Raw genomic sequence first — 24,019 nt, forward strand, 5'->3', positions numbered from 1 at the left:
GGCGGGTCAGGCGAGACGGGCGACGGTGCGGGCGCTGAGGTCGATCACGAAGCGGCGGGTGTCGATCCACGGGCCGTTCTTCACCTTGGTGAACAGGCGGACGCAGCGGTGCTCCCCGCACTCCCCCAGGGCGCCGGGCGCCTCGCCTTCCGCACGGCCGCGGTAGACGAAGCCGGTGACGGAGAGCGGGTCGGGCCCGGTGAGGTCGCGACCGGTGGCCTTGCGGTAGTCCTGGCGCAGCCCGGATCCCAGCGGGGCGGCGATCAGCAGCCGGGCCGCCTCGACGGCCTCGGCGTGGCTGGGCGGCGGCTGGACGCCGTGCTGGGTGTCGGTCGACTCCACCGTCGAGGTCGTGAGGTTCACGGTCCTGACGAGGTAGCTGTCGCCGGCGTAGTCGTAGAAGGAGACCAGCGCCCGGCGCGGCGGGTCGGCGAGCCCGGCCTCCGAGGGCGCGAGTTCGGCCAGGTCGGTGGTGAGGGGCTCGGGCCCGGGCCGCCCGGTGACGTCGGCCGTGGCGCCGCGGCGGGCGCGCGGCAGCGCCAGCTCCCGGGCGCGGCGGAGTTCGTCGTCGGTGAGCGGGTCGCGTCCCCGGCCGCGTTCCCCCTGGGGGCCGGCCGCCTCGACGACGCCGGGCGGCGGTGGCCCCGGGTCGGGTCCGGGCGCGGACGGACCGGCCGCGCCGGTCCGTCTCCCGGTGCCCGTGCCGTCGGCGGCGCCCGCGCCGGCGGGCAGGGTGATCGCGGCCATGAGGGCGGTGCCGGTCAGCGCGAGGGCGGTGCCCGCGAGGACCTTGCCGAGGTGGCGGCGCATCAGCTGGTGCACGGTTCCCCCCTGCTGTCACGTCCTGTGACACGCATGTCGGACCTCCGTCCGTCCTCCGGTGAGGACGACCAATAGGACGATCCGACATCGCGACAGGTTGCCCACGAATGAGCGGAGATTCGGCGAAAGGCCCTCTGTGTGCGAGAAGTTGCGAAAAGTTGGGGAAGGATTTCGTTCCGTTCCGCGGATGTGTGTCGTGGAGTCGCCGCAGCGCCCGAGAAGAAAGTGGAAGAGTCTACCCATGCAGGTCTGGCCGGGACAGATGTATCCGCTGGGTGCCACCTATGACGGGGCGGGCACCAACTTCGCGGTGTTCTCCGAAGCCGCGAAGCGCATCGAACTGTGTCTGCTGCACGACGACGGTTCGGAGACCGCCGTCGAGCTGAGGGAGAGCGACGCCTTTGTGCGCCATGCCTATCTCCCGGGGGTGATGCCCGGACAGCGCTACGGCTTCCGGGCGCACGGTCCCTACGAACCCGAGCGGGGGCAGCGCTGCAACTCGGCGAAGCTGCTGCTCGATCCCTACGCACGGGCCATGAGCGGCCGGATCGACTGGGACGAGGCCGTCTACGGCTACCACTTCGGGCGTCCCGAGGTGCGCAACGACCTGGACTCGGCGCCGCACACCATGGCGTCGGTCGTGGTCAACCCGTACTTCGACTGGGGCGACGACCGTCCGCCGCGCACCGCGTACCACGAGACGGTGCTCTACGAGGCCCATGTGAAGGGCCTGACGATGCGCCATCCGGAGCTCCCCGAGGAGCTGCGCGGCACCTACGCCGCGCTGGCGCATCCGGCGGTCATCGACCACCTCACCAAGCTCGGGGTGACCGCGCTGGAACTGATGCCGGTGCATCAGTTCGTCCAGGACCACCGGCTGGTGGACGCGGGGCTGAAGAACTACTGGGGCTACAACACCATCGGTTTCTTCGCCCCGCACAACACCTACGCCTCCTGGGGCGACCGCGGCCAGCAGGTGCTGGAGTTCAAGACGGCGGTGCGGGCGCTGCACCAGGCCGGGATCGAGGTGATCCTCGATGTGGTCTACAACCACACCGCCGAGGGCAGCCACCTGGGCCCGACGCTGTCGTTCCGCGGGCTGGACAACGCCTCGTACTACCGCCTGTCGGACGACAAGCAGTACTACATGGACACCACGGGCACCGGGAACTCGCTGCTGATGCGCAGCCCGCACGTGCTGCAGCTGGTGATGGACTCGCTGCGCTACTGGGTGCAGGAGATGCGGGTGGACGGCTTCCGCTTCGATCTGGCGGCGACGCTGGCCCGGCAGTTCCACGAGGTGGACCGGCTGTCGTCGTTCTTCGACCTGGTCCACCAGGACCCGGTCGTCAGCCAGGTGAAGCTGATCGCCGAACCGTGGGACGTCGGCGAGGGCGGCTACCAGGTGGGGAACTTCCCGCCGCTGTGGACCGAGTGGAACGGGAAGTACCGCGACACCGTGCGGGACCTGTGGCGGGGCGAACCGCGCACCCTCGCGGAGTTCGGATCGCGGCTGACGGGCTCGTCGGACCTCTACCAGGAGGACGGGCGGCGGCCGCTGGCCTCGGTGAACTTCGTGACCTGCCACGACGGCTTCACGCTGCACGACCTGGTGGCGTACAACGAGAAGCACAACGAGGCCAACGGCGAGGACAACCGGGACGGTGAGCGCTTCAACCGGTCCTGGAACTGCGGTGCCGAGGGGCCGTCCGGCGATCCCGGGGTGCGGCGGCTGCGGGCCCGGCAGATGCGCAACTTCCTGGCCACGCTGATGCTCTCGCAGGGCGTGCCGATGCTCAGCCACGGGGACGAGTTCGGACGCAGCCAGGGCGGCAACAACAACGCGTACTGCCAGGACAACGAGCTGTCGTGGGTGTACTGGCCGCAGCGGGCACCGGGCGGGGACGAGGACCCGGCCGACGGGTCCGGTGCGGCGGACGAGGCGGACGAGGCGCCGGAGGGGGACGAGGAGCAGTTGGCGCTGCTGGCGTTCGTCCGGCAGATGGTGTGGCTGCGGCGCGACCATCCGGTGTTCCGCCGCCGGCGCTTCTTCCAGGGGCACCCGATGGAGGGCGCCCACGACGAGCTGTCCGACATCGCGTGGTTCACGGCGGGCGGCGAGGAGATGGGGCCGCGCGACTGGCAGTCGGTGCATGCCAAGGCGCTGACGGTGTTCCTCAACGGCAGCTCGATCTCCGAGCCGGGCCCCCGGGGCGAACCGATCACCGACGACTCGTTCCTGCTGATGTTCAACGCCCACGACCAGGAGAAGGAGTTCATGGTCCCCGAGCTCCTCGGCCGGCAGTGGCAGATCGTGGTGGACACCGACCGGCCGCAGGCGGTGGCGGACGGCGGCGGCGCCAAGGTGAAGGCCGGCGACCGGCTGACGCTCATCGGCCGGAGCCTGCTGGTGCTGCAGCGGCCGGCATAGGGACGGCGGACGTCCCGGCGCGGGAGCCGGCGGCGAGCGCGCAGATCAGGACGGCGGCCCCGACGGCGACGGCGAAGGCGGCCGCGGGGCCGTGGGCCTCGGCGAGCCGGCCGGAGGCGGCCAGGGACAGCGCCTGGCCGCCGACCACCGCACTGGTCAAGAACGCCATCGACTCGGCCAGCCGGCCGGCCGGCACCAGCCGTTCGGTGAGGCCGAAGACCGTGATCAGATGCGGGGCGAAGGCCACCCCGAGCACCACGACGACCAGATACAGCGCGCCCAGGGACCGTACCCACCACAGCGGCACGGACAGCACGACCAGCGCGGCCCCGGCCGCCCGCCACCGTGCGGGCAGCGTGATCCGGGCGGGGACGAGCGCCAGCAGGACACCGGCGACCGCGCTCATCACCCCCATCGCGGCATAGACGAGTCCGGCCTGGGCGGGCTGGTGGAGGCGTGCGGTGAGCGCGGTGATGCCGGCCTGGCAGGCGCCGAAGAGGACGCCCTGCAGCGCCATCGAGACGCGCAGGCCGTGCACCGCGCGGGGCATCCGGGCACGGGCGGGCCGGGCGCCGCGTGCCGGGCCGCGGTGTCCGGCCGAAGCGGGTGCGGGCGGCGCGGGTGCGGCCGGCGCGTCCGAGGGGCCCGCGCTTCGCGCGTCGGCGGGGGTGGGCGAGGGCGCGGCGGCGGACGGAGGCAGCACCGCGGCCGTCGGGTGCAGCGCGAAGGCCGAGCCGCAGACCGCGAGCAGCAGCACGGCCAGAAAGAGTGCCACGGCCGGGTGGGCGACCGTGGCGGACAGCCCGACCAGCGCCGGGCCGAGCACGAACGACATCTCGTCCAGGGTGCCTTCGAAGGACAGCGCGGTGTTGATCAGGCGGTCGTCCGCCCGTGCGCGCCGGGCGAGCGCCACGAGCCTGGTGCGGGCCAGCGGGCCGATCTGCGGGACACCGGCGCCGGCGAGCAAACCGGCCAGGACGAGCAGCGGCGTCCCGGTCCGGGCGAGGGCGGCGGCCACCAGCGCCGCCACCGCGAGCGCGTCGAACCAGCAGGCCGCCAGCACCACCGTCCGCTGTCCGTGCCGGTCGGCGAGCCGGCCGAGCAGCGGCCCGCCCACCGTCTGACCCGCCGCCAGCGCGCCCGCCACCAGCCCCGCGGTGGCCAGCGAGCCGCTCGTCCGCGCCACCAGCAGCAGGCTGCCGAGCTGGCACATGGCCGTGGGGAGCCGGCCGAGGAAGGAGACGGCGGGCAGCAACGGCCCGGTCAGCGCGAGCACCCGGCGATAGGTGGCCATGGCAACGGTCATCGGCCGACGCTAACCGGGCCCGGCCCGCGCACCCCACACACCGGACGTACGAAGATCCACGACCGGCGCACCCGGCCCGTTGGAGGAAGGAACGACACCAATGCCGGGCGAGGAGGACACAACGGGCCGTCAGCGGGGTACGGGTGTTCCCATGACGCAGCCACCGAGTCCGTCGCCGACCGCCACCTACCGGCTGCAGCTCCAGCCGGACTTCCCGTTCGCCGCCGCCGAGCGGGCCGTCCCGCATCTGGCCGCGCTGGGCGTCTCCCATCTGCACCTCTCGCCCGTGCTGGAAGCGGTGCCGGGGTCCACCCACGGCTACGACGTGGTCGACCACACGGCGGTACGCGCCGAGCTGGGCGGTGAGCGGGGACTGCGGGCGCTGGCGGCGACGGCCCGGCACCACGGCCTCGGGCTGGTCGTCGACGTCGTGCCGAACCATATGTCCGTGCCCGCGCCGGTGTCGCTGAACGAACCGCTGTGGCAGGTGCTGCGCGACGGCCCGGCGTCCCCGTACGCGCGGTGGTTCGACATCGACTGGGACGCCGGACACGGCGGTCGGCTGCTGCTGCCGGTGCTCGGCGGCCGGCTCGGCGAGGAGGCGCGCCACCTCCGCGTCGAGGGCGGGGTGCTGCGCTATCACGAGCAGGCCTTCCCGCTGCGCCCCGGTACGGAGGGGCTGTCGCTGATGCGCCTCCTGGAGGCCCAGTGGTACCGCCTCGCCTGGTGGCGGCTGGCCCGCAGTGAGCTCAACTACCGGCGGTTCTTCACCATTTCGGAGCTGATCGCCATCCGCGCCGAGGAGCCCGCGGTCTTCGAGGCGACCCATGGGACGCTGCTGCGGCTGGTCCGCGAGGGCGTCATCGACGGTCTGCGCATCGACCATCCGGACGGCCTGGCGGACCCGGCCGGCTACCTGGAACGGCTGCGGGAGGGGACCGGCGGCCGCTGGACGGTGGTCGAGAAGATCCTCACCGGCGACGAACGCCTGCCGGCGAGCTGGGCCTGCGCGGGCACCACGGGCTATGACGCCCTGCGCCGCATCAACGGCCTGTTCGTCTGCCCGCAGGGCGCCGGGCGGCTGTTCTCCCACTACCGGGACTTCGTCACCCCGCTGGCCGACGAGGGCGGCGACTGGGAGGAGACGGTGCGCCGGGCCGCGTACGAGGTCATCACGCACGACCTGGCCGCGGAGGTCGACCGGCTGGTGCGCACCGCGGCCCGGATCAGCGCACGCGTCCCCGCGCCCGGCGACCACGCGTCGTGGGCGCTCCGGCACGCCGTCCGTGAGCTGATGGTGCGGCTGCCGGTCTACCGTCCGTACGCCGGGGACGCGGGGCAGGCCGAGGCGGACGCGGCGATGCTCGGCACGGCAGCGGCGGGCGCGCGCACCGCCTTCCGGGTGCCCGAGGAGGCGCGGGCGGTGGACCTGATCCACGACCTGGCGCTCGGGCGGATGACGGGCGGACCGGGCCACGACGCCCCGGACCCCGAGGGCGCGGAGGGCGAGGGCGCGGACCGCGCCGACTTCGCCGCGCGGTTCGCCCAGACCGCGTCCGCGCTGCACGCCAAGTCCGTGGAGGACACCGCCTTCTACCGCTATCCGGTGCTGCTGTCGGCCTGTGAGGTCGGCGGCGCCCCCGGCGACCCGGCGCTCCCCCCGGAGGCGTTCCACGCGTACTGCGCGCGGATGCAGCGGGACCGTCCGACGGCCGGCACGGTCCTCTCCACGCACGACACCAAGCGCAGCGCCGATGTGCGGGCCCGGATCGCGGTGCTGTCGGAGTGCCCGGACCGGTGGCGGGACGCCCTGGGCGCGATGGCCGAGGACGCGGTGTGCGACCTCGGCGCCAGTGGGGTGGACGGCGCCGGTCCGGCGGATCCGATGGTGTCGTGGCTGGCCTGGCAGACCGTGTTCGGCCTGGGGGCGCCCGGCGACCCGGCCGCGGCGGAGCGGGTGACGCCCGCGGTCCTCAAGGCCGTGCGGGAGGCCGGGCTGCGCACCTCGTGGACGGAGCGGAACGCGGGCTACGAGGAGGCGGTCGCGGAGTTCGTCCGCAAGGGCCCCTGCGGTCCCACGGCCGCCCCGCTCGCCGCGCTGGAGGAGGAACTCGCCCCCTTCGTCCGCGCCAATGTGCTGGGCGCGGCGCTGCTGCACCTCACCATGCCGGGCGTCCCCGACCTCTACCAGGGCACCGAACGCGCCTATGCCGCACTGGTCGACCCGGACAACAGGGGGCCGGCCCGCTTTTGCCCGGAGCTGCTCGCCGAGCTGGACGGCGGCAGCGTGCCGCGCGACCTGTCCGCCGAAAAGCTCCGGCTGACCGCAGCGGCGCTGCGGCTGCGGCGCGACCATCCGCAGTGGTTCGGCGCCACCGCGTCGTACGAGCCGGTGTACGCGGAGGGCCCGGCCGCCGAGCACTGCGTGGCGTTCTGCCGCAGCGGCCGGGTGCTGACGGTGGTGACCCGCCTGTCGCTGCGCCTGGTGGAGACCGGCGGCTGGTGGGACACCCTGCTGCGGATGCCGCCGGGCGGCCCCTGGCGCGAACTGCTGACCGGCCGCGAGCTGCCGGGCGGCACGGCGGTGGCACTCAGCGAACTGCTGGCACCGTCGCCGGTGGCGTTGTTCGCGGCGGGGTGAGGGGGCGGGCGACGGCGCGTGCGGGGCGAGGGGGGCGTGCGGCGCGGCCGGGCGACGCATGCCGTGGGTGCGGCACGTGTCGTGGACCGCACGGACGCACGGCCCGTAATTCGGTTGCCGTGCCGCACACGACCGGCGAACCATGGCCCGGTACGCCCGATTCCCCCACCTCAGGAGCACAGCATGCGCGGATTCCTCGGAACTACTCAGTGCCCCGGCCGGACGACAGTTCTCGAGGAATCGCCTTTCCATGCTCCCTTCGCGCACCCTGAACATCGGGATTCTCGCCCACGTCGACGCGGGTAAGACCAGCCTCACCGAGCGACTGCTGTTCCACACCGGTGCCATCGGCCGGCTCGGCAGCGTCGACCGCGGTGACACCACGACGGACACCGGCGAGCTGGAGCGGCAGCGCGGCATCACGATCCGCTCCGCCGTCGCCTCCTTCACCGTCGGCGACACCCAGGTCAACCTGCTCGACACCCCCGGACACGCCGACTTCATCGCCGAGGTCGAACGCGCCCTGGGGGTGCTCGACGGCGCCGTACTGCTGCTGTCCGCGGTGGAGGGCGTGCAGGCCAGGACCCGGGTGCTGATGAGGACGCTGCGGCGGCTGCGGCTGCCCACCCTGCTGTTCCTCAACAAGATCGACCGGGCCGGCGCCCGGGACGAGGCGCTGCTCGCGGACGTCCGCCGGCTGCTGGCGCCGGCCGCCGTCCCGATGACGTCCGTCACCGGCCTCGGCACCCCGCAGGCCGAGGTGGTGCCGTACGCCCTGGAGGACCCCCGGTTCCGCGAGCGGGTCGCCGAAACGCTGGCCGAGGTGGACGACGCGGTCCTGGCCGAGCTGGTGGGCCCCGCCTCCGGGGCGGACCCGGGGCCGGGCGGCACGACGCCGGGCGGGCAGGGGCTGAGCGCGGACCGGGTCCGCGCGGCGCTCGCCGCCCGTACCGCGGACGGTTCGCTGCACCCGGTGTACTTCGGCTCCGCGCTCGGCGGCCAGGGTGTCGGCGCGCTCGTCGAGGGCATGGCCGGGTTGATCCCGCCGGCGCAGCCCCGCGCGGGCGCCACGCCCCGGGGCACCGTCTTCGCCGTCCATCAGCCGCCGCACGGCGAACGGACCGCCCATATCCGGCTCTACGAGGGAGAGTTGCGGCCACGGCAGCAGATCACCCTGCACCGGCCCGGGGCGGACGACGCCGGCGGTTCCCTGACCGGACGGATCACCTCTCTTCAGGTCGTCGGCCGGCCGCCCGGCGACGCCGCCCCGCTCACCGCGGGGAACATCGGGGTGCTCCGCGGGCTGCCCGGCGTCCGGACCGGGGACCGTCTCGGTCCGGCCCCCGAGGACCCCGCCGGAAGCACCCTGTTCCCCTCCCCCACCCTGGAGACCCTGGTGCGGGCCCGCCGTCCGGCGCAGGCCGCCGCGCTGCGCGCCGCGCTGCTGGCGCTCGCCGACCAGGACCCGCTGCTGCGGGCCCGCCCCGCGGCGGACGGCGCGACCTCGGTGCTGTTGCACGGCGAGGTGCAGAAGGAGATCGTCGCGGCCACCCTGCGTCAGGAGCACGGCATCGAGGCCGCGTTCGCACCCAGCCGGGTGGTGTGCGTCGAGCGGCCGTGCGGCGTCGGCGAGGCCTGGGAGGAGATCGCCAAGCGCGGCCACACCGGCCCCTGGGCCACTGTCGGCCTCCGCGTCGAGCCGGGCCCCCGCGGCTCCGGCCCGGTCTTCGCCTACGAGACCGAACTGGGCGCCCTGCCGCACGGCTTCCACCAGGCCGTCGAGGAGACCGCATTGGCCACCTTGCGGCACGGGCTGCACGGCCTGGCGGTGACGGACTGCCGGGTGGTACTGACCCGCTCCGGCTTCGTCGGCCCGCTCAGCACCGCCGGGGACTTCCGCACGGTCACCCCCGTCGTGCTGCGGCGGGCCCTGCGCCGGGCCGGCACCCGGGTCCACGAGCCGTACCACGCCTTCGAGGCCGACGTCCCCCTCACCGCGCTGGCGGCGGTGACCGCCCGCCTCGCGGCACTGGGCGCGACCTTCGCGGAGACCACCGGCGGGCGGCAGTCCTGGCTGGTCGGCGGGCACCTCCCGGCCCGTCATGTGCAGGAGTTCCAGGTGCTGTTGCCCGGCCTGACGCACGGGGAAGGGGTGTGGACCTCGTATCCGTCGGGGGACCGGCCGGTACGGGAGGGCGAAGCGGCGCGGGCAGAAGGCGGGCCCATCGGCGGACGGGACGGTTCCGGATGAGGACGGGGCGGGCCCTCAGGAGGACGGGGCGGGCCCTCAGAACCACGGAACGTGCCCGCGGAACCCCCGCGCCCTCACCGCTCCGTCAGGACGTAGTCCACCCGGCCGAAGGTGATGTGGTCGCCGGGGCCGACCGGCACCTCGCCCACCACCCGGCGGCCGTTGACGCAGGTCCCGTTGGTGGAGCCGAGGTCGCGCAGCACCCACCCCTTGCCCTCGCTGCGGAGTTCGGCGTGGGCGCGGGAGACCGTGTCGTGGTTGAGGCGCAGGCCCACGCCGGGCGCCCGCCCTATGAGCAGCGGGAGCGGGCCGGGCTCCGGCAGCAGCAGCTTCGGCAGCCGTTCCAGGCGCCAGGCGCGGCGCACCCGGAGGTGGAACGCCGACGCCCGGCCCACCATCCGCAGCATCATGCCCTGGACCTTGCCGCGGGCTGCCAAGTCGGCGGTGACCAGGTCGAGTTCGGACTGCTGCTCGGCGGTGAGGACAAGTTCCAGACGCCGGAGGAACGTGTCCTGGGACAGCCGTCCCTGCGCGGCACCGTCGCGCAGCAGGTCGAGGGCGCGTTCCCGGTCGGCGTCCGACGGGCGCGCGGGGCGCGCAGGGAACTCGAGCGAAGTCATACCGTGATTCTCGGGCCACCGTGAGCCGCTGTCCAGGCAAGGTGGCCGCGCGGGACGGTGCAGGTGGGGGCGCGGTTCGCCGGACGGTGCAGGTGAGCGCGCCGCTCGCCGAAGGGGCCCGGTGGAATGGCGCGATGTCGGCCCGTGCCGCCGCGCCGGGCTGTCGGACGGCCGGTCCGCATGCTTTCTTCGTCAGGGACCGGGACCGAACGAAGGAGGACGGCCGTGCTGTTCGAGGTGTGGGCGCCGAAGGCCGGGCGGGTCGCTCTCCAGTGGGCGGGTGAGCGGGCCGGTGAACCGGACGTGCCGATGGAACGCGCCGCGGGACGCGCGGGCTGGTGGCGTACCGAGGCACCGGCCCGTGACGGGGACCGCTACGGCTTCCGGCTCGACGGCGGGCCGCCGCTGCCCGATCCGCGGGCCGCACGGCTGCCGGAGGGCCCCGGCGGCCCCGCCGCGGTCGTCGAGCACGACCGGTTCGGGTGGCGCCACCCGTGGCCCGGCCGTCCGCTGCCCGGCGCGGCCCTCTACGAGCTGCACATCGGGACGTACACCCCCGAGGGCACCTTCGACGCGGCCGCCGCGCGGCTGCGCCACCTCGCCGACCTGGGGATCACCCATGTCTCCCTGATGCCGGTCTGCCCGTTCCCCGGCAACCACGGGTGGGGCTACGACGGGGTCGCACCCTGGGCGGTGCACGAGCCGTACGGCGGGCCGGACGGCCTCAAGCGGTTCGTGGACGCGGCGCACGGCCACGGGCTGGGGGTCGTGCTCGACGTGGTGCACAACCACCTCGGCCCGTCCGGCAACCATCTCCCCCGGTTCGGGCCGTACTTCACCGAGACCCATCACACGCCGTGGGGCGCCGCGGTCAATCTCGACGCCCCCGGCAGCGACGAGGTGCGCGGCTACCTCCTCGGCTGCGCGCTCTCCTGGCTGCGCGACTACCGGCTCGACGGGCTGCGGTTGGACGCCGTCCACGCGCTGCACGACGACGGCAGCCCGCACTTCCTGGCCGAACTGTCCGCCGCCGTGGACGCGCTGGCCGAGGAGCTGCGGCGGCCGCTGTTCCTCGTCGCCGAGTCCGATCTCAACGATCCGCGCACCACCGCTCCGCGGGCGGACGGCGGGCAGGGCCTGCACGCCCAGTGGAACGACGACTTCCACCACGCCCTGCACACCGCCCTCACCGGCGAATCCCAGGGCTATTACGCCGACTTCGCACGGGCCCCGCTCGCCGCCCTCGCCAAGACCCTGACCGGCGGCTTCTTCCACGACGGGACGTACTCCAGCTTCCGCGGCCAAACCCACGGCGCGCCCCTCGACCTGCGGGTGACGCCCGCGTACCGGCTGCTGGCCTACGCCCAGACGCACGATCAGATCGGCAACCGTGCCCTCGGTGACCGGCTCGCGGCCGGGCTCTCCCCGGGGCTGCTCGCGTGCGCCGCCGCGCTGGTGCTGTGCGCGCCGTTCACCCCGATGCTGTTCATGGGCGAGGAGTGGGGGGCGACCACCCCCTGGCAGTACTTCACCGATCACACGGATCCGGAGCTGGCGGAGGCGGTACGCGCCGGGCGGCGCCGCGAGTTCGCCGCGCACGAGTGGGCCGGGCACGCCGACGACTGGCCCGACCCGCAGGACCCGGCGACCCGCGACCGCTGCGTCCTGGACTGGAGCGAGCCCGCCGTGGAGCCGCACACCGCCCTGCTGGCCTGGCACCGTACGCTGCTGGCGCTGCGCCACGAGCTGCCGCCGCTGACCGACCCCGATCCACGCCACACCGCGGTCCGCTACGACGAACGGGCCCGCTGGCTCCTGCTGCGGCGCGGCCCGCTCCGGGTCGCGGTCAATCTCTCGCGGGACACCACGGCCGCCGTCCCGGTCGCCGAAGACGGCGCGGGCGGGCCCGGTCCTGGCGGAGGCGGCACGGACGGCTGGGGCAGCGGAGCCGGGCTGCAGGCGCTGGCGGGCTGGCCCGGCGCCCGGCTCCCCGGGGCGGACGGTGTGCTGCGGCTCCCCCCGGAGTCGGCGGTGGTGCTCGGGCCGTAGGGGTGTCCGCCCGCGTGGTTCACAGCGCGTCCCCGGGCCTCAGTGCGAGAACTCCGCGACGAACGCCGCGCAGAAGGCCTCCAGGTCGGCCGGCTTCCGGCTGGTGATCAGGGTGTTCGGCCCGCTGGTGCAGATGCTGACCTGCTCGTCGACCCAGGTGCCGCCCGCGTTGCGGATGTCCGTGCGCAGACTCGGCCAGGAGGTCAGGGTGCGGCCGCGCACCACATCGGCCTCGATGAGCGTCCACGGCGCATGGCAGATGGCGGCCACCGGCTTCCCGGCGTCGAAGAACGACTTGATGAACGCCACCGCCCGCTCGTCCAGACGCAGGGTGTCCGGGTTGGCGACCCCGCCGGGCAGCACCAGCCCGTCGAAGTCCGCCGCGGTCGCCTCGTCCACCGTCAGGTCGACGGGGAAGGTGTCCGCCTTGTCGAGGTGGTGGAAGGCCTGCACCTTGCCCGCGCGGGTGGAGACCAGCGTCGGACCGCCGCTCGCGTCGGTCACCGCCTGCCACGGCCGGGTCAGCTCGACCTGCTCGGTGCCCTCGGTGGCCACCAGAAACGCCGCCTGCATACTGCGCTCACGTCCCTTCGTCGGGTCGAGGAGCGGGGAACGGCCCCGCTCCCACACCTCTCGACCATAACGGGGCGAAGCGCCTTCACTCATCCGCAGCAGGCGGCCCCGCGGACCGGGCCGGACGGAGCCCCCGCAGGCCGCCCCCGACGGGCTCCAGCGGCCGCCGACGGGCCCACCGCCGGCGTCCGGCACCTACCCGGCCCACGCTCGCCCGATCGTCCACTCCACCGCCAGGTGATGGACACTGTGTCCATGCCCCTGCACCTCTCCGATCTGCTGGCCAGGACCGACCTCCGCCTGGCGGTCACCTACGACGTGCCGCCCGAGCAGCTGGCCCGCACCATCGAAGCGGCCACGGTCTCGGACCTGCCGACGCCGGGGAAGTGGCTGCAGGGCGGCGAACTCCTCATGACGATCGGCCTGTTGCTGCCGATGGAGCCGGCCGCCTGCCGGGCGTACGTCCGGGACGCGGCCGAGGGCGGGGCGGCCTGCCTGGCGCTCGGGCTGGGGCAGGGGCTGCCGTTCCAGGAGGCGCCGGAGCCGCTGGTGAGGGCGGCCGAGGAGGCCGGCCTGCCGCTGCTGACGGTGCCCGACGAGGTGCCCTTCATCGCCGTCACCAAAGCGGTCTTCGATGCCCGGGCCGACGAACAGCGCGAGCTGCTGCACCGGGCGTTCGCGACCCAGCGCCGGCTGACCGCCGCGGCGACCGGCGACGGGCTGCTGCCGATGCTGGCGGAGTGGACGGCCGCCACCGGCGTGGACGCGGCGGTACTCGACCCGCTCGGGCGGCTGCTCGCCACCAGCGGGCCCGAGCGGCGGCCCCTGCCGGCGCAGGCGCAGGAGCTGCTCGACCGGGTGGCCGCGCGCGGGCTGCGCGGCAGCGCGTCCAGCACCGCCGCGGGACAGCAGCTGGAGGTGCAGCCGCTCGGCGCGCGGCGGCTGCGCGGGCTGCTGCTGCTCACCGGCCGGCCGGACGACGCCGCCCGTTCGGTCGTGCCGGGCCTGGTCTCCCTGCTCTCCCTGGAGCTGGAGCGCCGCCACCTGAGCGACGAGCCGGAGCGCCGCCGCCGCTCGGCGCTGCTCTCGGAACTGCTGGCCGACGAGGACCCGTCCGCCGACCGGGCCCGGGACATGCTGCGCTCGGTGGGACTGACGGCCGAGCGGGTGCGGGGGGTCGTGGTGGAGGCCGCGGGCGCCCCTGGGGGACGTACGGCGAACGGGGCCGGGGCGGCCACCGGCACCGGGCCGGCGGGCGGGGCCGCGGACGGCGCCGCGCAGGAGATGGCCGCGGATCTGGCGCTGGCGGTGCCCGGCGGCCTGGTCAGGGTCGTGGACGGGGCGCCGGGCCCGGTCGTCGAGGCGGTGGTGGGCGAGGAGCTGGACATCCGCGAGGTGCTCGCCCGCTTCGCCCCGCGCTGCCCGGCCGGTATCGGCCCGGCCACCGCCCCCGAGGCGGTACGGGTGTCGCTGCGGCAGGCGGCCGGACTGCTCGCCGTCAGCCGGGCGGCCGGCGAGCCCGCGGAGGCCCGGCAGAGCCAGGCCAGCCGGCTGCTGCTCGACCTGGGCGACGGCACCACGCTGCACGGCTACGCCGACAGCGTGCTCGGCCCGCTCGACCTCGCCGACCACGGCGAGGAGCTGATCGCCACCCTGGCGGCCTGGCTGGAGACCGGCGGCGCCTGGGACGCCACCAGCCGGCGGCTCGGCGTCCACCGGCACACCGTGCGCAACCGCCTCGACAGGGCGATGGACCTCACCGGCCGCCGCCTCGACGACCCCGACGACCGCTTCGACCTCTGGCTGGCCACCCGCATCCGCCGCGGCGGCGCCACCGGGCCCGGCGGCCGGCCGGCGCCCCCACCGCCAGGCCGGTGACGCGGGGCCGCGCCACCCCGCCCGCCCTTCACTCTCCTGCCCGCACCGTCTTTACTTCGAGGGGTGACCTACGAGATCCGCACCCTCCCGCCCGACGCCACCGGCCCCTCCCCCACGCCCGCTCCCGTCTCGCCGCGAGGCGGCGGCCACGGCGGCACCCTCGTGGCCGTCAGCGATCTGCACGTCCGCTACCAGGAGAACCGCGACATCGTCGAGGACTTGAGACCGGAGTCCGACGACGACTGGCTGCTGGTCGCCGGGGACGTCGGCGAATGCGTCTCCGACATCCGCTGGGCGCTCACCCGGCTCGGCGAACGGTTCGCCAAGGTGGTGTGGGTGCCCGGCAACCACGAGCTGTGGACGCCGGAGCACGACCCGGTGCAGCTGCGCGGCGTCGCGCGCTACGAGCACCTGGTCGGAATCTGCCGGGAGTTGGGCGTCCTCACCCCCGAGGACCCCTATCCGCTGTGGGAGGGCGTCGGCGGTCCGGCCGTCATCGCGCCGCTCTTCCTCCTCTACGACTACTCCTTCCGGCAGCCCGGCGCGACGTCCAAGGAAGCGGCGCTCGCGCAGGCCGAGGAGGCCGGAGTGGTGTGCACCGACGAGTACTTCCTGCACCCCGACCCCTACCCCACGCGGGAGGACTGGTGCCGGGCGCGGGTCGCCGCCACCGAGGCCCGGCTCGCCGCCCTGCCGGAGGACCTGCCCACGGTCCTCGTCAACCACTGGCCGGTGGTGCGCGAGCCCACCCGGCCCCTGTGGTACCCGGACTTCGCGCTGTGGTGCGGCACGGAGGCGACCGCCGACTGGCCGCGCCGGTTCCGCGCCGCCACCGTGGTCTACGGCCACCTCCACATCCCACGCCTGCTGATCTGCGACGGCGTGCCCCACCAGGAGGTGTCCCTCGGCTACCCGCGCGAGTGGCGGCGCCGCTCCGCCGCCCCCGGCCGCCCGGTACGGATCCTGCCCGCGCCGGCCACCGCCCCCGCCGGAGCCACCGGGACCCGCGCATGATCGACAAGCTGCTGCCCGCCCCGATCGTGACCGCCGAGGCCTTCCACGACGCCCCGGTCTCCGAGATGTTCCCCGAGGAGTGGGCGCTGGTCTCCGGCGCCGTGCCCCTGCGGCAGAACGAGTTCGGCACCGTACGCGGCTGCGCCCGCCGCGCGCTGGCCGAACTCGGCATCGCCCCCGCCCCCCTGCTCCCCGGCCCGAACCGGGAACCGCGATGGCCCCCGGGCATCGTCGGCGCCATGACGCACTGCGCCGGCTACCGCGCCGCCGCCGTGGCCCGCGCGACGGACGTACGGACCGTCGGCCTGGACGCCGAACCCCACCTCCCCGTGGACGACCCCGGGGTCGTCGACCTCATCACCCTCCCCGAGGAACGCGCCCAACTGCGCCGCCTGGCCGCCGCACAGCCCGACATCTGCTGGGACCGCCTGATCTTCAGCGCCAAGGAGTCCGTCTACAAGGCCTGGTTCCCCCTCACCCACCGCTGGCTCGACTTCGAGGAGGCCCGCCTCACCCTCGACCCGTCCGACGCCACCTTCACCGCCCAACTCCTCGTCCCCGGCCCGGTGATCGACGGCACGGAGCTGACCGAGTTCACCGGGCGGTGGCTCGTCGGGTCGGGGCTGGTGGTGACGGCGGTCGTGGTGAGGAGGTAAGGGCCGCTGCGGCCCGGCAACCGGCGACGGGCACCGCGACCGGACGAGCGCCCGTCGGCGCGGCTACATTGGAAAAACCCCTCCGCGCCGGACAAAGATCTGTTGGGATGTGAGGTGGGAGAGAACGCACGGTCACGGGGGAATAGTTGGGGCTGCACTTCGGTCACCATCTGGGGTTGTCCGACGCTCTTAGAGGGCTGCCCGCGGCTCCCCTCGTGGCCCGGTACGGAGAGCTGGTCTCACTCCAGCAGGCGGTCGGCTACCGGCACGTGGGAGAGGTCTTCCTCCAGGAAGGCCGGACGTTCCGGGTGCTCGACGGACTGTTCATACCGGGGCAGGGGCGGGCCTGGCGGCGGGTCGACACAGCCGTGCTGCGCCGACTGGAACATGTCGGCCAGGCGACGGCACTGGCCGGACGGCTGGCCGAGATCAACGGCGGTGATCCGACCGCCCTGCGCCGAATACTCCTCTACCAGCTGCTCGGACTGCTGCGGGAGGGCGAGGCCCGCGCCGGTGACGCGGTCGCGCTCGGCGTCGATGCCGCCGAGGCCGCCGCGCTGGCACATGCGGCCCAGAGGCAGCCGGCAGCCACCGTGCAGCAGCGTGCCGCCGCCGATGGGCTGGAGGATGCCTGGCTGGAGAAGCGGTTATGCCTGGCGGGACGACTGGCCGGTGAGCTGCCTCCCGGGGCCCGCCAGGACCCCGGACTGGCTCGCCGGCTGAAGGAGATCGCTGCGGCCAGCCGTACCGCCGACCGTGAGACGGCCGCCGCCGGCGTCCACGAGGAACGAGGCGACCTTACGGCCGCGGCCGCCCACTACCTGCGGGCCCTCCGTCTCGTCCGTGATCAGGCCCGTGCGCTGCACGGTCTGGTACGCACCCATACCTCCGCCGACGGGAGCGTACGGGCCGAACCGACGCCGGATGCGGTCGAGTTGAGTTGGGACGACGACTCGGGAGCAACAGCCTGGCGGGTGCACCGGCTGACGGGTGCCGCGGAGACGAGCGGTGCTGTGGCGGAGGTCGCCGGGTCGGTGGCAGCACCGAGGGCGGAGGACCGGCGGGCCCCGTTGGGCAGCGAGGTCCGCTATGCCGTCGTGCCCTTGCGGGACGGAGTGCCCGACGGGCCCGTTCGGGTGTCACCAGCACTGCTGGTCGCCCCGGAGGTGACAGGGCTCCGGCTGTCCGACGGGCGCGAGCGCGTGGCAGGGAGCTGGCAGCGCCCCGATGGCGCGGCCTACGTCAGCGTGCGCCATACAGGTCCGGACGGCCGGTGCGTCTCCCTCCCTCCGCAGGAAGACGGGTTCGCCCTCCGAGGCCTCGGGCCGGGGGAACACCGTTTCCGGATCAGCTGTCACTACCGCGCCGGGGACCGGGACATCGCCTCACCGGGGATCGAAGCCGCCCGCACCGTCCACCGGTGGCCCGGAGCGGTCGGCACTTTCACCGCCGCGCCGGGGGCGGCGGAGGGCAGCGTGCGGTTCGCCTGGAGTGGCGCCGAGGACGCGGAGGTCCGGTTGGTGGCATTCCCCGGGCAGGCGCCCCCGTCCGGTACCGAGATGTTCCTGCCGGCTGCGCCGCTGCCGCCGGAACTGCCCTGGGCGCCGGCGGCCACCGCCCCGCAGTCCCCCGTGCGGACACGCGAGTTGCTGCCGTCGCACGGCACCGTCGCCGACGTCACTGCCGTCGCAGTCCGCGGCGACCGCGCCCTGACCGGGCCGTCGGTCCGCATCACCGTCCCGCATCCGGTCACCGCACTGCGCGCCGAGCGTACGGCGGACGGTCACACACGGGTGACGTTCGACTGGCCCGCGGACGCGAGTGGGGTGACCGTGGTGCGGACACAGGACGGGCAACGGCATGAGCAGCATGTGGTGCGCAGCCGGTTTCTGCGCGAAGGGCTGTACCTCCCCGTGGCCTCCTCCGCCGCCCGCCTGGAGGCCGGCCCCGCCCTCCCCACCACGACAGGCGTCGTGATCCCGCCCCCCGTGGCCTCGTACGCGCTGCCGCCGGACATCGCCATCGCCTACCGGGTCGTCCCGGGGCAGCGTCGTCCGCTGCGCAGAAAACCCGCGACGGTCGAGGTCACGCTCTCCTTACCCACGGAGGAGGAGGGACTCGACCTCCCGGAGTTCGTACTGGTCGCGCGCCCCGCGCCCGCGGGTGCGGGGCACCGGCCGCGGGACCCGGCCGACGGAACCACTGTGCTGCGGCTCAGCGGCACCCAGTTGCGTCGCTCCGGCAGGGTCCTGTGCCACATCGCTCCCGACGCCTGCCGTCCCCCGTACACCCTGCGCGGGTTTCTGCTCGGCGGCCGGGCCGCCGCCGTGCGGCTGCAAGAGCTCTCTCCGACGACTCTGGTGATGCGCTGACATGACGACCGTCATTTGCCCTTACTGTTTCGACCGCGCACCGGCCGCGCGGCTCCCCTACCGCTGTCTGATGCTGACGACGGGGGTCCGCGGCAGCTCCGCCTGCCAGGCCGAACGCGATGACACCTGGGCCGAGTTCATGGGCCCGACCGTGCCGCCGGCGCTGCGCATGCGCGGGCCGGTGTTCGCGCCGCCGCGGCGGGTTCACGGGCGGCGCGTGACCGGTTCGCGGGCGGACTGTCCCGACTGCGGGGTGTCCACACCGGTGCGAGTCTGCCGCCGCTGCCACAGCGACTTCCCCAGCGAGTACTGCGATCACGACAGCCGGATCATCGCGCTGGTCGGCGCCAAAGCATCCGGCAAGAGCACCTACGTCTCGGTTCTCGTCAATGAGCTGCGCCACCGGGTGGGGGTCGCCTACGACGCTTCACTGGCGGCGATGGGCAGCGAGACCCAGCGCCGCGACCAGGAGATGGCCGAGGACCTGTACGACCGGCTGCGGCTCCCGGATGCCACCCGTCCTGCCGCGATGGGCTTCAACGACCCACTGCTGTACCGGCTGAGCCTGCCCAGCCGCAGCCGGTTCGGTCACGGCAGCCGGCACACCACCCTCGTGTTCTTCGATGCGGCGGGTGAAGACCTCAAGAGTGCGGAAGCGATGGACCGCTACACCCAGTACCTGAGCGCCGCCGACGGCATCATCCTGCTCGTCGATCCGCTGCAGCTGGGTTCCGTGCGCGATCAACTGCCACCCGACGACGGCCCTCCGCTGCCCGTCGTGGAGACCCCGCCGCAGCAGATCGCGGCGGACCTCGCGGCGCAACTTCGCGCGCATGGACGGGGCGGGGCCCGCGGTCGGGTAGGCACCCCGATGGCCGTGGCACTCACCAAGACCGACATGCTGCGGTCGCTGGTCACCCCGCACACGCCGATGCTGCGCAATGCCACACACCGTGGAGGGCTGCTGGACGAGGCGGACCGGCAGGCCGTACACGAGGAGGTGCGGTCACTGCTGGAGGGCTGGGATTCCGGCGCGCTGTATCGCCAGCTCGAACGCGACTTCGCCGATATGTCGCTCTTCGGGCTCTCCGCGCTGGGAGCTCCCCCGCCCGCCGGCGCCCCGGCTGACGCACCGAAATCGGGGCCGCAGCCGCTGCGTATCGAGGATCCTCTGCTCTGGCTGCTCGGCCGGCGCGGGCTGCTGCCGGTCCGAAAGCCCGGCAGGACCACGGCGAAGGGAGCCGGCGCATGACGCTGTCCCAGGTGCACTACACCTCCGCTCCGCCGGGACCGGACGGCTCGGGGTTCCGGTTCACCGCGGTCACGCCCGGCGTGTCGCAGGCGCTCCTGCGCGAGGCGGAGCCACTCATCGGCTACGAACCTCCGCGGGACGCCCCGCCCCGTCCCACCACTGCCGAACTGGACTCCTTCCCACGGGCCTTCAGCCACAGCCTGCTCTCCGACGGAAGCCGGCTGCTGGCCCGCACCGTGTACACGGGCGCCGACTACAGCGGTCGGTGGGGGAACTTCCACGCCCATGCCGTGCATCTGCCGCAGGGCACCTGTCTGCCCGGCGGCGCGTTGCCCATCACGGCGTGGGAGGCCGCGCAGTGGGCCGACCGTACGCCGGACGGTCGGCCTGCCCCGCTGGAGGCACTCGTACCCGCGGGACGGTTCCAGCGTGACACTCTGCTGAGATTCGCGACCGCCCGCGCGCCCTGGATCGCGGGCTACTTCGCCGATCTGCACCGCCTGCACGAGGACCCCGCCGCGCCGCAGATCGTCCTGGTCGAGCGGGACAGCGCGGATGTGGCCCGGTGGATCGCCCTGGCCAGCGCCGTGCTTCCGCGGGAACAGGCGCATCAGCTCACCTTCACCACCTACACGCGCAGGCCGCAGCTCGCGCGCCAGCAGATCATCGGGGTTCTCCCGGACGATGCCCGTGGCGTTCTCGGCCAGGGCCACCGCTACCGGGTGCACGACTGCTCCGGAGATCCACCGGCAGGCGAGCCGGTGCCCGATTCCTGGGCCGAGGTCGCCGCTTCCGTCTGGCTGTCCGGGGCGCCGGAGTTGTTCAAGCAGGCGGCCGCCTTGCCGGGCGGCGACCCTTTCGATGCCGGGCCGCTGGCGGCCGCCGGGCTGTGCGCGGGGATCGAGCTGGGCCCCGTAGGCCGTACGGCCGCCGCCGACTGGGCTGCCCGCCACGCCACGACGCTCGGCGGCGAGTGGCTGCTCCGCTTTACCGAGGCTCTGTGCGCACCCGGGGCGGACCGTCCGGCAGCGGAATCGACGGCTCTCGCACGGTTGCTCGCGGCGCTCGAACCCGGCGCACCACCTGCCACGACCGCCCCGCTCGCCGCGCTCGTCCTCACCACGGCCGTCCGTCACCCCGACCGCCTGCAGCTGCCCTGTCTGCGTCCCTCGGCGCTCACCGGTGACCTACGGCGCCGGCTCGCGATGGACCTGGCACCCCAGCTGCGGGACGGCATCGCCGGTGACGAGGCCGAGCCCGACGGGCCTGCCACCGAGCGCGCCGTGGAGCTGCTGCGGGTCGCCGACCTGCTCGGCGTGGACTGCCGGGACCTGCTGCCGGGACTCGCCTGGCGGCTGGCCCGTGCGGTGCTGGCCGACCCCGACTTGGCTCGCGCCCCAGTCGTCCGCCGCGCGGTGGAGGAACGCTTCGAGTTGCGAGCCGCGCTGCTCGACAAGCTCGACGGGCTGGCCGCCGGGGACCCGCCGGCCGCCGCCCTGCTGATGGCGCGCGCTGCCCTGCCCTTCACCGCGGAGCAGCCGCTGCCCCATCTGCGGATGTGTGACGAGGCGAACAGGCTGGGGACGGAGGACCGGATCACCTCCCTGCACTCCGTGCTGCGCGCCTGCGGTGTCTCACCGTTCGCGGAACCGCTCGTACTGCGGACCGCAGTCCGGCTGGTGTGGGACGGCGCTGCGCCGACCGCGGCGGAGGGCCGCCTGCTGCTCGGGGAGACAGGCTCGGACGCGCACCGCACGGCGGGCACCTGGCGCGAGCTCATCAGGGCTGCCCTCGAAAGCCCCGCGGACGACCAGGACGCGCCCGAGCTCGCCCGCGACCTGCTGCGGTCGTTCTCCGAGGAACTCGCGCCGCGGGAACGCGGAGCCCTCTTGCTCCTGGAGTTCGCCGGGGACCTGCGCGAAGGGGCGGCCGGAGCGCGCTGGACAGACCGGGCGGTGTCCCTGCGCGCCGTCGCCGAACCGGTGCCGGCCGGTGTGCTGGAACAGGCCTACCGCGCTGTTGCCGAACGGCTGCTGGGCGAGGAGGTGCCCGCCGACGAGCTGTCCGCGCTGACGCGGTCGGGCGATGCGGAGCTCCTCGCGGCGTACGACCGGGCCGCCCGGTCGAAGCGGACCGCCGACCGGCTGCGGGTCGTGCCGGCGTACGCGGCCGCATGCTATGTCGCCTGGTCCGCGCACCCCGGTGCCGGCCGCGCCTGGGAGGGGGTGCGCACCGGGCTGCTGGACAAGGTGCTGCGTCCGGTCGTGCGCGCACTGCCCGAGGAGGACATCACGGCGCTCGAAGGGTTCCTGCGGGAGGAGGGGGCCCGGTGGGTGGAGGAGTTCCGGTCCTGGAACCGACCGGGGGCCTTCGGCCGGTTCGGCCGGCGGTTCGGCGGCCGGGGACGCAGAAGCGATGCAGAGGCGCCTCGTTGGGGTGACGTGGAACCACCGCGAAAGGACGGTCGGCCGTCGTGAGTTCTGCTTCCGGCTTCTTCACCTTTGCCCTGGCTCTCACCGGTGCAGTGGGCCTGCCCCTGTGCCTGGGCCACACGCTCTGGCGGTTCATCGGCCTGTCCCTGTCGGCTGCCACCCGGGTCCTCGGCCCGCGGCAGCCCGGCGTCCCCGACCCCCGGATCCCCCTCGTCACCGGGGAGCCGGCGCAGCGTGCCTACTGGGCACAGCAGATGTGGGTGGACACCCGGTCCGTCGCCGTGAGCGCCCTGGGCAGCATCTGGTACGAGCTGAACACCGAGTGGCTGCAGCGCAAGGCCCAACGGCTCTTCCTCGGGCAGCGGCCCGCGAACGGCTACCGGGGCGATCCGCCGATCGGACGCCTGATGTTGATCCTCGCCGCGCCCGGGACGGCCGCGGGAGCCGTTGCGGGTGCCCTGCTCGCCGCGGTGTTCAGCTGTCTGGTGCTGGCCTGGTTCGGGCTGCTGTTGGGCGGCTGGTGGCTGGTGTGCGGGGGCGCCGTGGTGACGCTGCGGGGCGCCGAGGGCCTGCGGAAGCTCGTCCGCGGTATCCGTATGAAGTGCCCGTACCCCAGCTGCTACCGGCCCTTCCCGCTGGCCGTCCACCGCTGCCCGGAATGCGGCGCGGCCCACCGCGCTCTGCGGCCCGGCCGGCTCGGGGTGCTGTGGCACGTCTGCACCTGTGGAAAGCGGCTGGTCACCACCGCGCCGGCCGGCAGCGGCCGGTACGCCACCCGCTGTCCGCACTGTGACCGGCAGCTCCCCGCGGCGGTGGGAACCACCCGGGTGGTCCATCTGCCGTTGGTCGGCGGCACGTCGTCGGGCAAGACCATGCTGCTGGCCGCGATGACGGCGGGCCTGCAGTCATGGTCCCGGCGCGGCGCGCTCACCGTGGAGTACGCCTCCGCCACCGACCAGCAGGATGCCGGATCGCTCCATCAGCAGCTGAACACCGCGGGGTGGGCACTCAAGACCCAAGGCGGCCAGCCGCGGGCCTTCATGCTGTGCGTGGGGCACGGCAGGCGGCGCCGGTTGCTCTACCTCTACGACCCGATGGGCGAATCGCTGCGTGAAGCGGGGACCGTCCGCGAGCAGCAGTACCTGGCCCACGCCGACGGGGTGATCCTGGTGGCGGATGTCCTCGCCGAGCCGCAAATACAGCGCGCTCTGGACGACACGGACACCGCGCGGGTGACCTCTGCCCGCCCCTCAGACCAGGGCCCGATGGAGACCTACCAGCGGCTGACCGGCGAACTGGCGGCGCTGACGGGCCGGCGCGGTCGTATCCCGGTGGCCACGGTGGTCACCAAGCGGGATGTGCTGGACCAGATCACGACGCTTCCGGTGCCGGGCGCCAGGATCGATACCTGGCTGACGGCCGTGGGCCTCGGCGCGCTGGTCCGTGGGCTGACGCACGACTTCGGCGCCACCCGCTACTGGGCGGTGAGCGCCCATGCCGCCACCGGAGCCGGCGCACTCGACAGCGAACAACGGCGGGCGGCCGAACCAGTGCTGTGGGTGCTGGCCCGGACAGGTCTGCGCACGGGCTCGCTGAACGCGGAAGCACCACCCGTCGGTGTGCCCGGGCCTCGCGGCGGGACCGTCGCGGACCGGTCGCGGGGCTGAGGGCGCAGTGGAGCGGCGGCGCAGGCCATGCGACGCCCGAGTAAGCACATGACGG

15 protein-coding genes are annotated in these 24,019 nt (G+C 74.2%); 11 read left to right on the forward strand and 4 right to left on the reverse strand.

All coding sequences use genetic code 11. The annotated features are described in order from the left end of the window. Positions 1-6: 6 nt before the first annotated feature. Positions 7-822, reverse strand: a complete 816-nt coding sequence (locus AB0411_RS03150; RefSeq protein ID WP_366415437.1) for a Tat pathway signal sequence domain protein — start codon at positions 820-822, stop codon at positions 7-9. Positions 823-1,063: 241 nt separating this feature from the next. On the opposite strand from AB0411_RS03150, the gene glgX reads away from it, so the two are divergent. Further along, positions 1,064-3,253, forward strand: a complete 2,190-nt coding sequence (gene glgX / locus AB0411_RS03155; RefSeq protein WP_366415438.1) for a glycogen debranching protein GlgX — start codon at positions 1,064-1,066, stop codon at positions 3,251-3,253. Here glgX and AB0411_RS03160 read toward each other — a convergent pair. After that, positions 3,213-4,559, reverse strand: coding sequence for an MFS transporter (locus AB0411_RS03160; RefSeq protein ID WP_366415439.1), 1,347 nt, complete (start codon positions 4,557-4,559; stop codon positions 3,213-3,215). The genes glgX and AB0411_RS03160 overlap by 41 nt on opposite strands. A gap of 151 nt (positions 4,560-4,710) precedes the next feature. Here AB0411_RS03160 and treY point away from each other — a divergent pair, with 151 nt between their 5' ends. Together treY and otr(A) are read left to right on the forward strand one after the other, a co-directional pair. Continuing rightward, entirely contained in the window at positions 4,711-7,200 is a 2,490-nt protein-coding gene (gene treY, locus AB0411_RS03165; protein WP_366415440.1) for a malto-oligosyltrehalose synthase, read from the forward strand. Between the two features lie 250 nt (positions 7,201-7,450). After that, a complete protein-coding gene (gene otr(A) / locus AB0411_RS03170; protein ID WP_366415441.1) occupies positions 7,451-9,451 on the forward strand; it encodes a tetracycline resistance ribosomal protection protein Otr(A) in 2,001 nt (666 codons plus the stop codon). A 74-nt stretch (positions 9,452-9,525) separates the two neighbouring features. On the opposite strand, the gene AB0411_RS03175 is transcribed toward otr(A), so the two are convergent. Further along, entirely contained in the window at positions 9,526-10,071 is a 546-nt protein-coding gene (locus AB0411_RS03175) for a DUF1707 and FHA domain-containing protein (protein ID WP_366415442.1), read from the reverse strand. Positions 10,072-10,296: 225 nt separating this feature from the next. On the opposite strand from AB0411_RS03175, the gene treZ reads away from it, so the two are divergent. Further along, entirely contained in the window at positions 10,297-12,120 is a 1,824-nt protein-coding gene (gene treZ / locus AB0411_RS03180) for a malto-oligosyltrehalose trehalohydrolase (RefSeq protein ID WP_366415443.1), read from the forward strand. Positions 12,121-12,159: 39 nt separating this feature from the next. Here the strand turns inward: treZ and AB0411_RS03185 are convergent, their stop codons facing one another. After that, on the reverse strand, positions 12,160-12,693 hold the full coding sequence (locus AB0411_RS03185; RefSeq protein WP_366415636.1) for a type 1 glutamine amidotransferase domain-containing protein: 534 nt from the start codon (positions 12,691-12,693) through the stop codon (positions 12,160-12,162). 255 nt (positions 12,694-12,948) lie between these two features. Here AB0411_RS03185 and AB0411_RS03190 point away from each other — a divergent pair, with 255 nt between their 5' ends. The 7 genes from AB0411_RS03190 to AB0411_RS03220 all read left to right on the forward strand — a co-directional run bounded on the left by AB0411_RS03190 (position 12,949) and on the right by AB0411_RS03220 (position 23,964). Beyond that, positions 12,949-14,571 carry a PucR family transcriptional regulator gene (locus AB0411_RS03190; protein WP_366415444.1) on the forward strand — a complete coding sequence of 541 codons (1,623 nt, stop codon included), beginning with the start codon at positions 12,949-12,951 and terminating at the stop codon, positions 14,569-14,571. Positions 14,572-14,634: 63 nt separating this feature from the next. Continuing rightward, positions 14,635-15,585 carry a metallophosphoesterase family protein gene (locus AB0411_RS03195; RefSeq protein ID WP_437041212.1) on the forward strand — a complete coding sequence of 317 codons (951 nt, stop codon included), beginning with the start codon at positions 14,635-14,637 and terminating at the stop codon, positions 15,583-15,585. Continuing rightward, positions 15,582-16,241, forward strand: coding sequence for a 4'-phosphopantetheinyl transferase family protein (locus AB0411_RS03200; RefSeq protein ID WP_366415445.1), 660 nt, complete (start codon positions 15,582-15,584; stop codon positions 16,239-16,241). The genes AB0411_RS03195 and AB0411_RS03200 overlap by 4 nt, the downstream gene beginning before the upstream one ends. Before the next feature lie 176 nt (positions 16,242-16,417). Further along, on the forward strand, positions 16,418-18,613 hold the full coding sequence (locus AB0411_RS03205) for a hypothetical protein (protein ID WP_366415446.1): 2,196 nt from the start codon (positions 16,418-16,420) through the stop codon (positions 18,611-18,613). A 1-nt stretch (position 18,614) separates the two neighbouring features. Next, positions 18,615-19,865, forward strand: coding sequence for a TRAFAC clade GTPase domain-containing protein (locus AB0411_RS03210; protein WP_366415447.1), 1,251 nt, complete (start codon positions 18,615-18,617; stop codon positions 19,863-19,865). Next, positions 19,862-22,342: a GTPase-associated protein 1-related protein gene (locus AB0411_RS03215; RefSeq protein ID WP_366415449.1), complete on the forward strand. Its 2,481-nt coding sequence runs from the start codon at positions 19,862-19,864 to the stop codon at positions 22,340-22,342. Before AB0411_RS03210 ends, AB0411_RS03215 begins: the two co-directional genes overlap by 4 nt. After that, complete coding sequence (locus AB0411_RS03220) at positions 22,339-23,964, forward strand: TRAFAC clade GTPase domain-containing protein (protein WP_366415450.1); 1,626 nt, start codon at positions 22,339-22,341, stop codon at positions 23,962-23,964. Before AB0411_RS03215 ends, AB0411_RS03220 begins: the two co-directional genes overlap by 4 nt. Positions 23,965-24,019: the final 55 nt, after the last annotated feature.

The sequence above is a fragment of the Streptomyces angustmyceticus genome, assembly GCF_040701845.1.
In the GTDB taxonomy this organism is placed as follows: domain Bacteria; phylum Actinomycetota; class Actinomycetes; order Streptomycetales; family Streptomycetaceae; genus Streptomyces; species Streptomyces angustmyceticus_A.

Bases quoted from the DNA above. Each gene is read 5' to 3' on its own strand.
- AB0411_RS03160 (WP_366415439.1), bottom strand. From the start codon at position 4,559: ATGACCGTTGCCATGGCCACCTATCGCCGGGTGCTCGCGCTGACCGGG.
- AB0411_RS03215 (WP_366415449.1), top strand. From the start codon at position 19,862: ATGACGCTGTCCCAGGTGCACTACACCTCCGCTCCGCCGGGACCGGAC.
- AB0411_RS03175 (WP_366415442.1), bottom strand. From the start codon at position 10,071: ATGACTTCGCTCGAGTTCCCTGCGCGCCCCGCGCGCCCGTCGGACGCC.
- AB0411_RS03210 (WP_366415447.1), top strand. From the start codon at position 18,615: ATGACGACCGTCATTTGCCCTTACTGTTTCGACCGCGCACCGGCCGCG.
- AB0411_RS03190 (WP_366415444.1), top strand. From the start codon at position 12,949: ATGCCCCTGCACCTCTCCGATCTGCTGGCCAGGACCGACCTCCGCCTG.
- glgX (WP_366415438.1), top strand. From the start codon at position 1,064: ATGCAGGTCTGGCCGGGACAGATGTATCCGCTGGGTGCCACCTATGAC.
- AB0411_RS03200 (WP_366415445.1), top strand. From the start codon at position 15,582: ATGATCGACAAGCTGCTGCCCGCCCCGATCGTGACCGCCGAGGCCTTC.
- treY (WP_366415440.1), top strand. From the start codon at position 4,711: ATGACGCAGCCACCGAGTCCGTCGCCGACCGCCACCTACCGGCTGCAG.
- AB0411_RS03185 (WP_366415636.1), bottom strand. From the start codon at position 12,693: ATGCAGGCGGCGTTTCTGGTGGCCACCGAGGGCACCGAGCAGGTCGAG.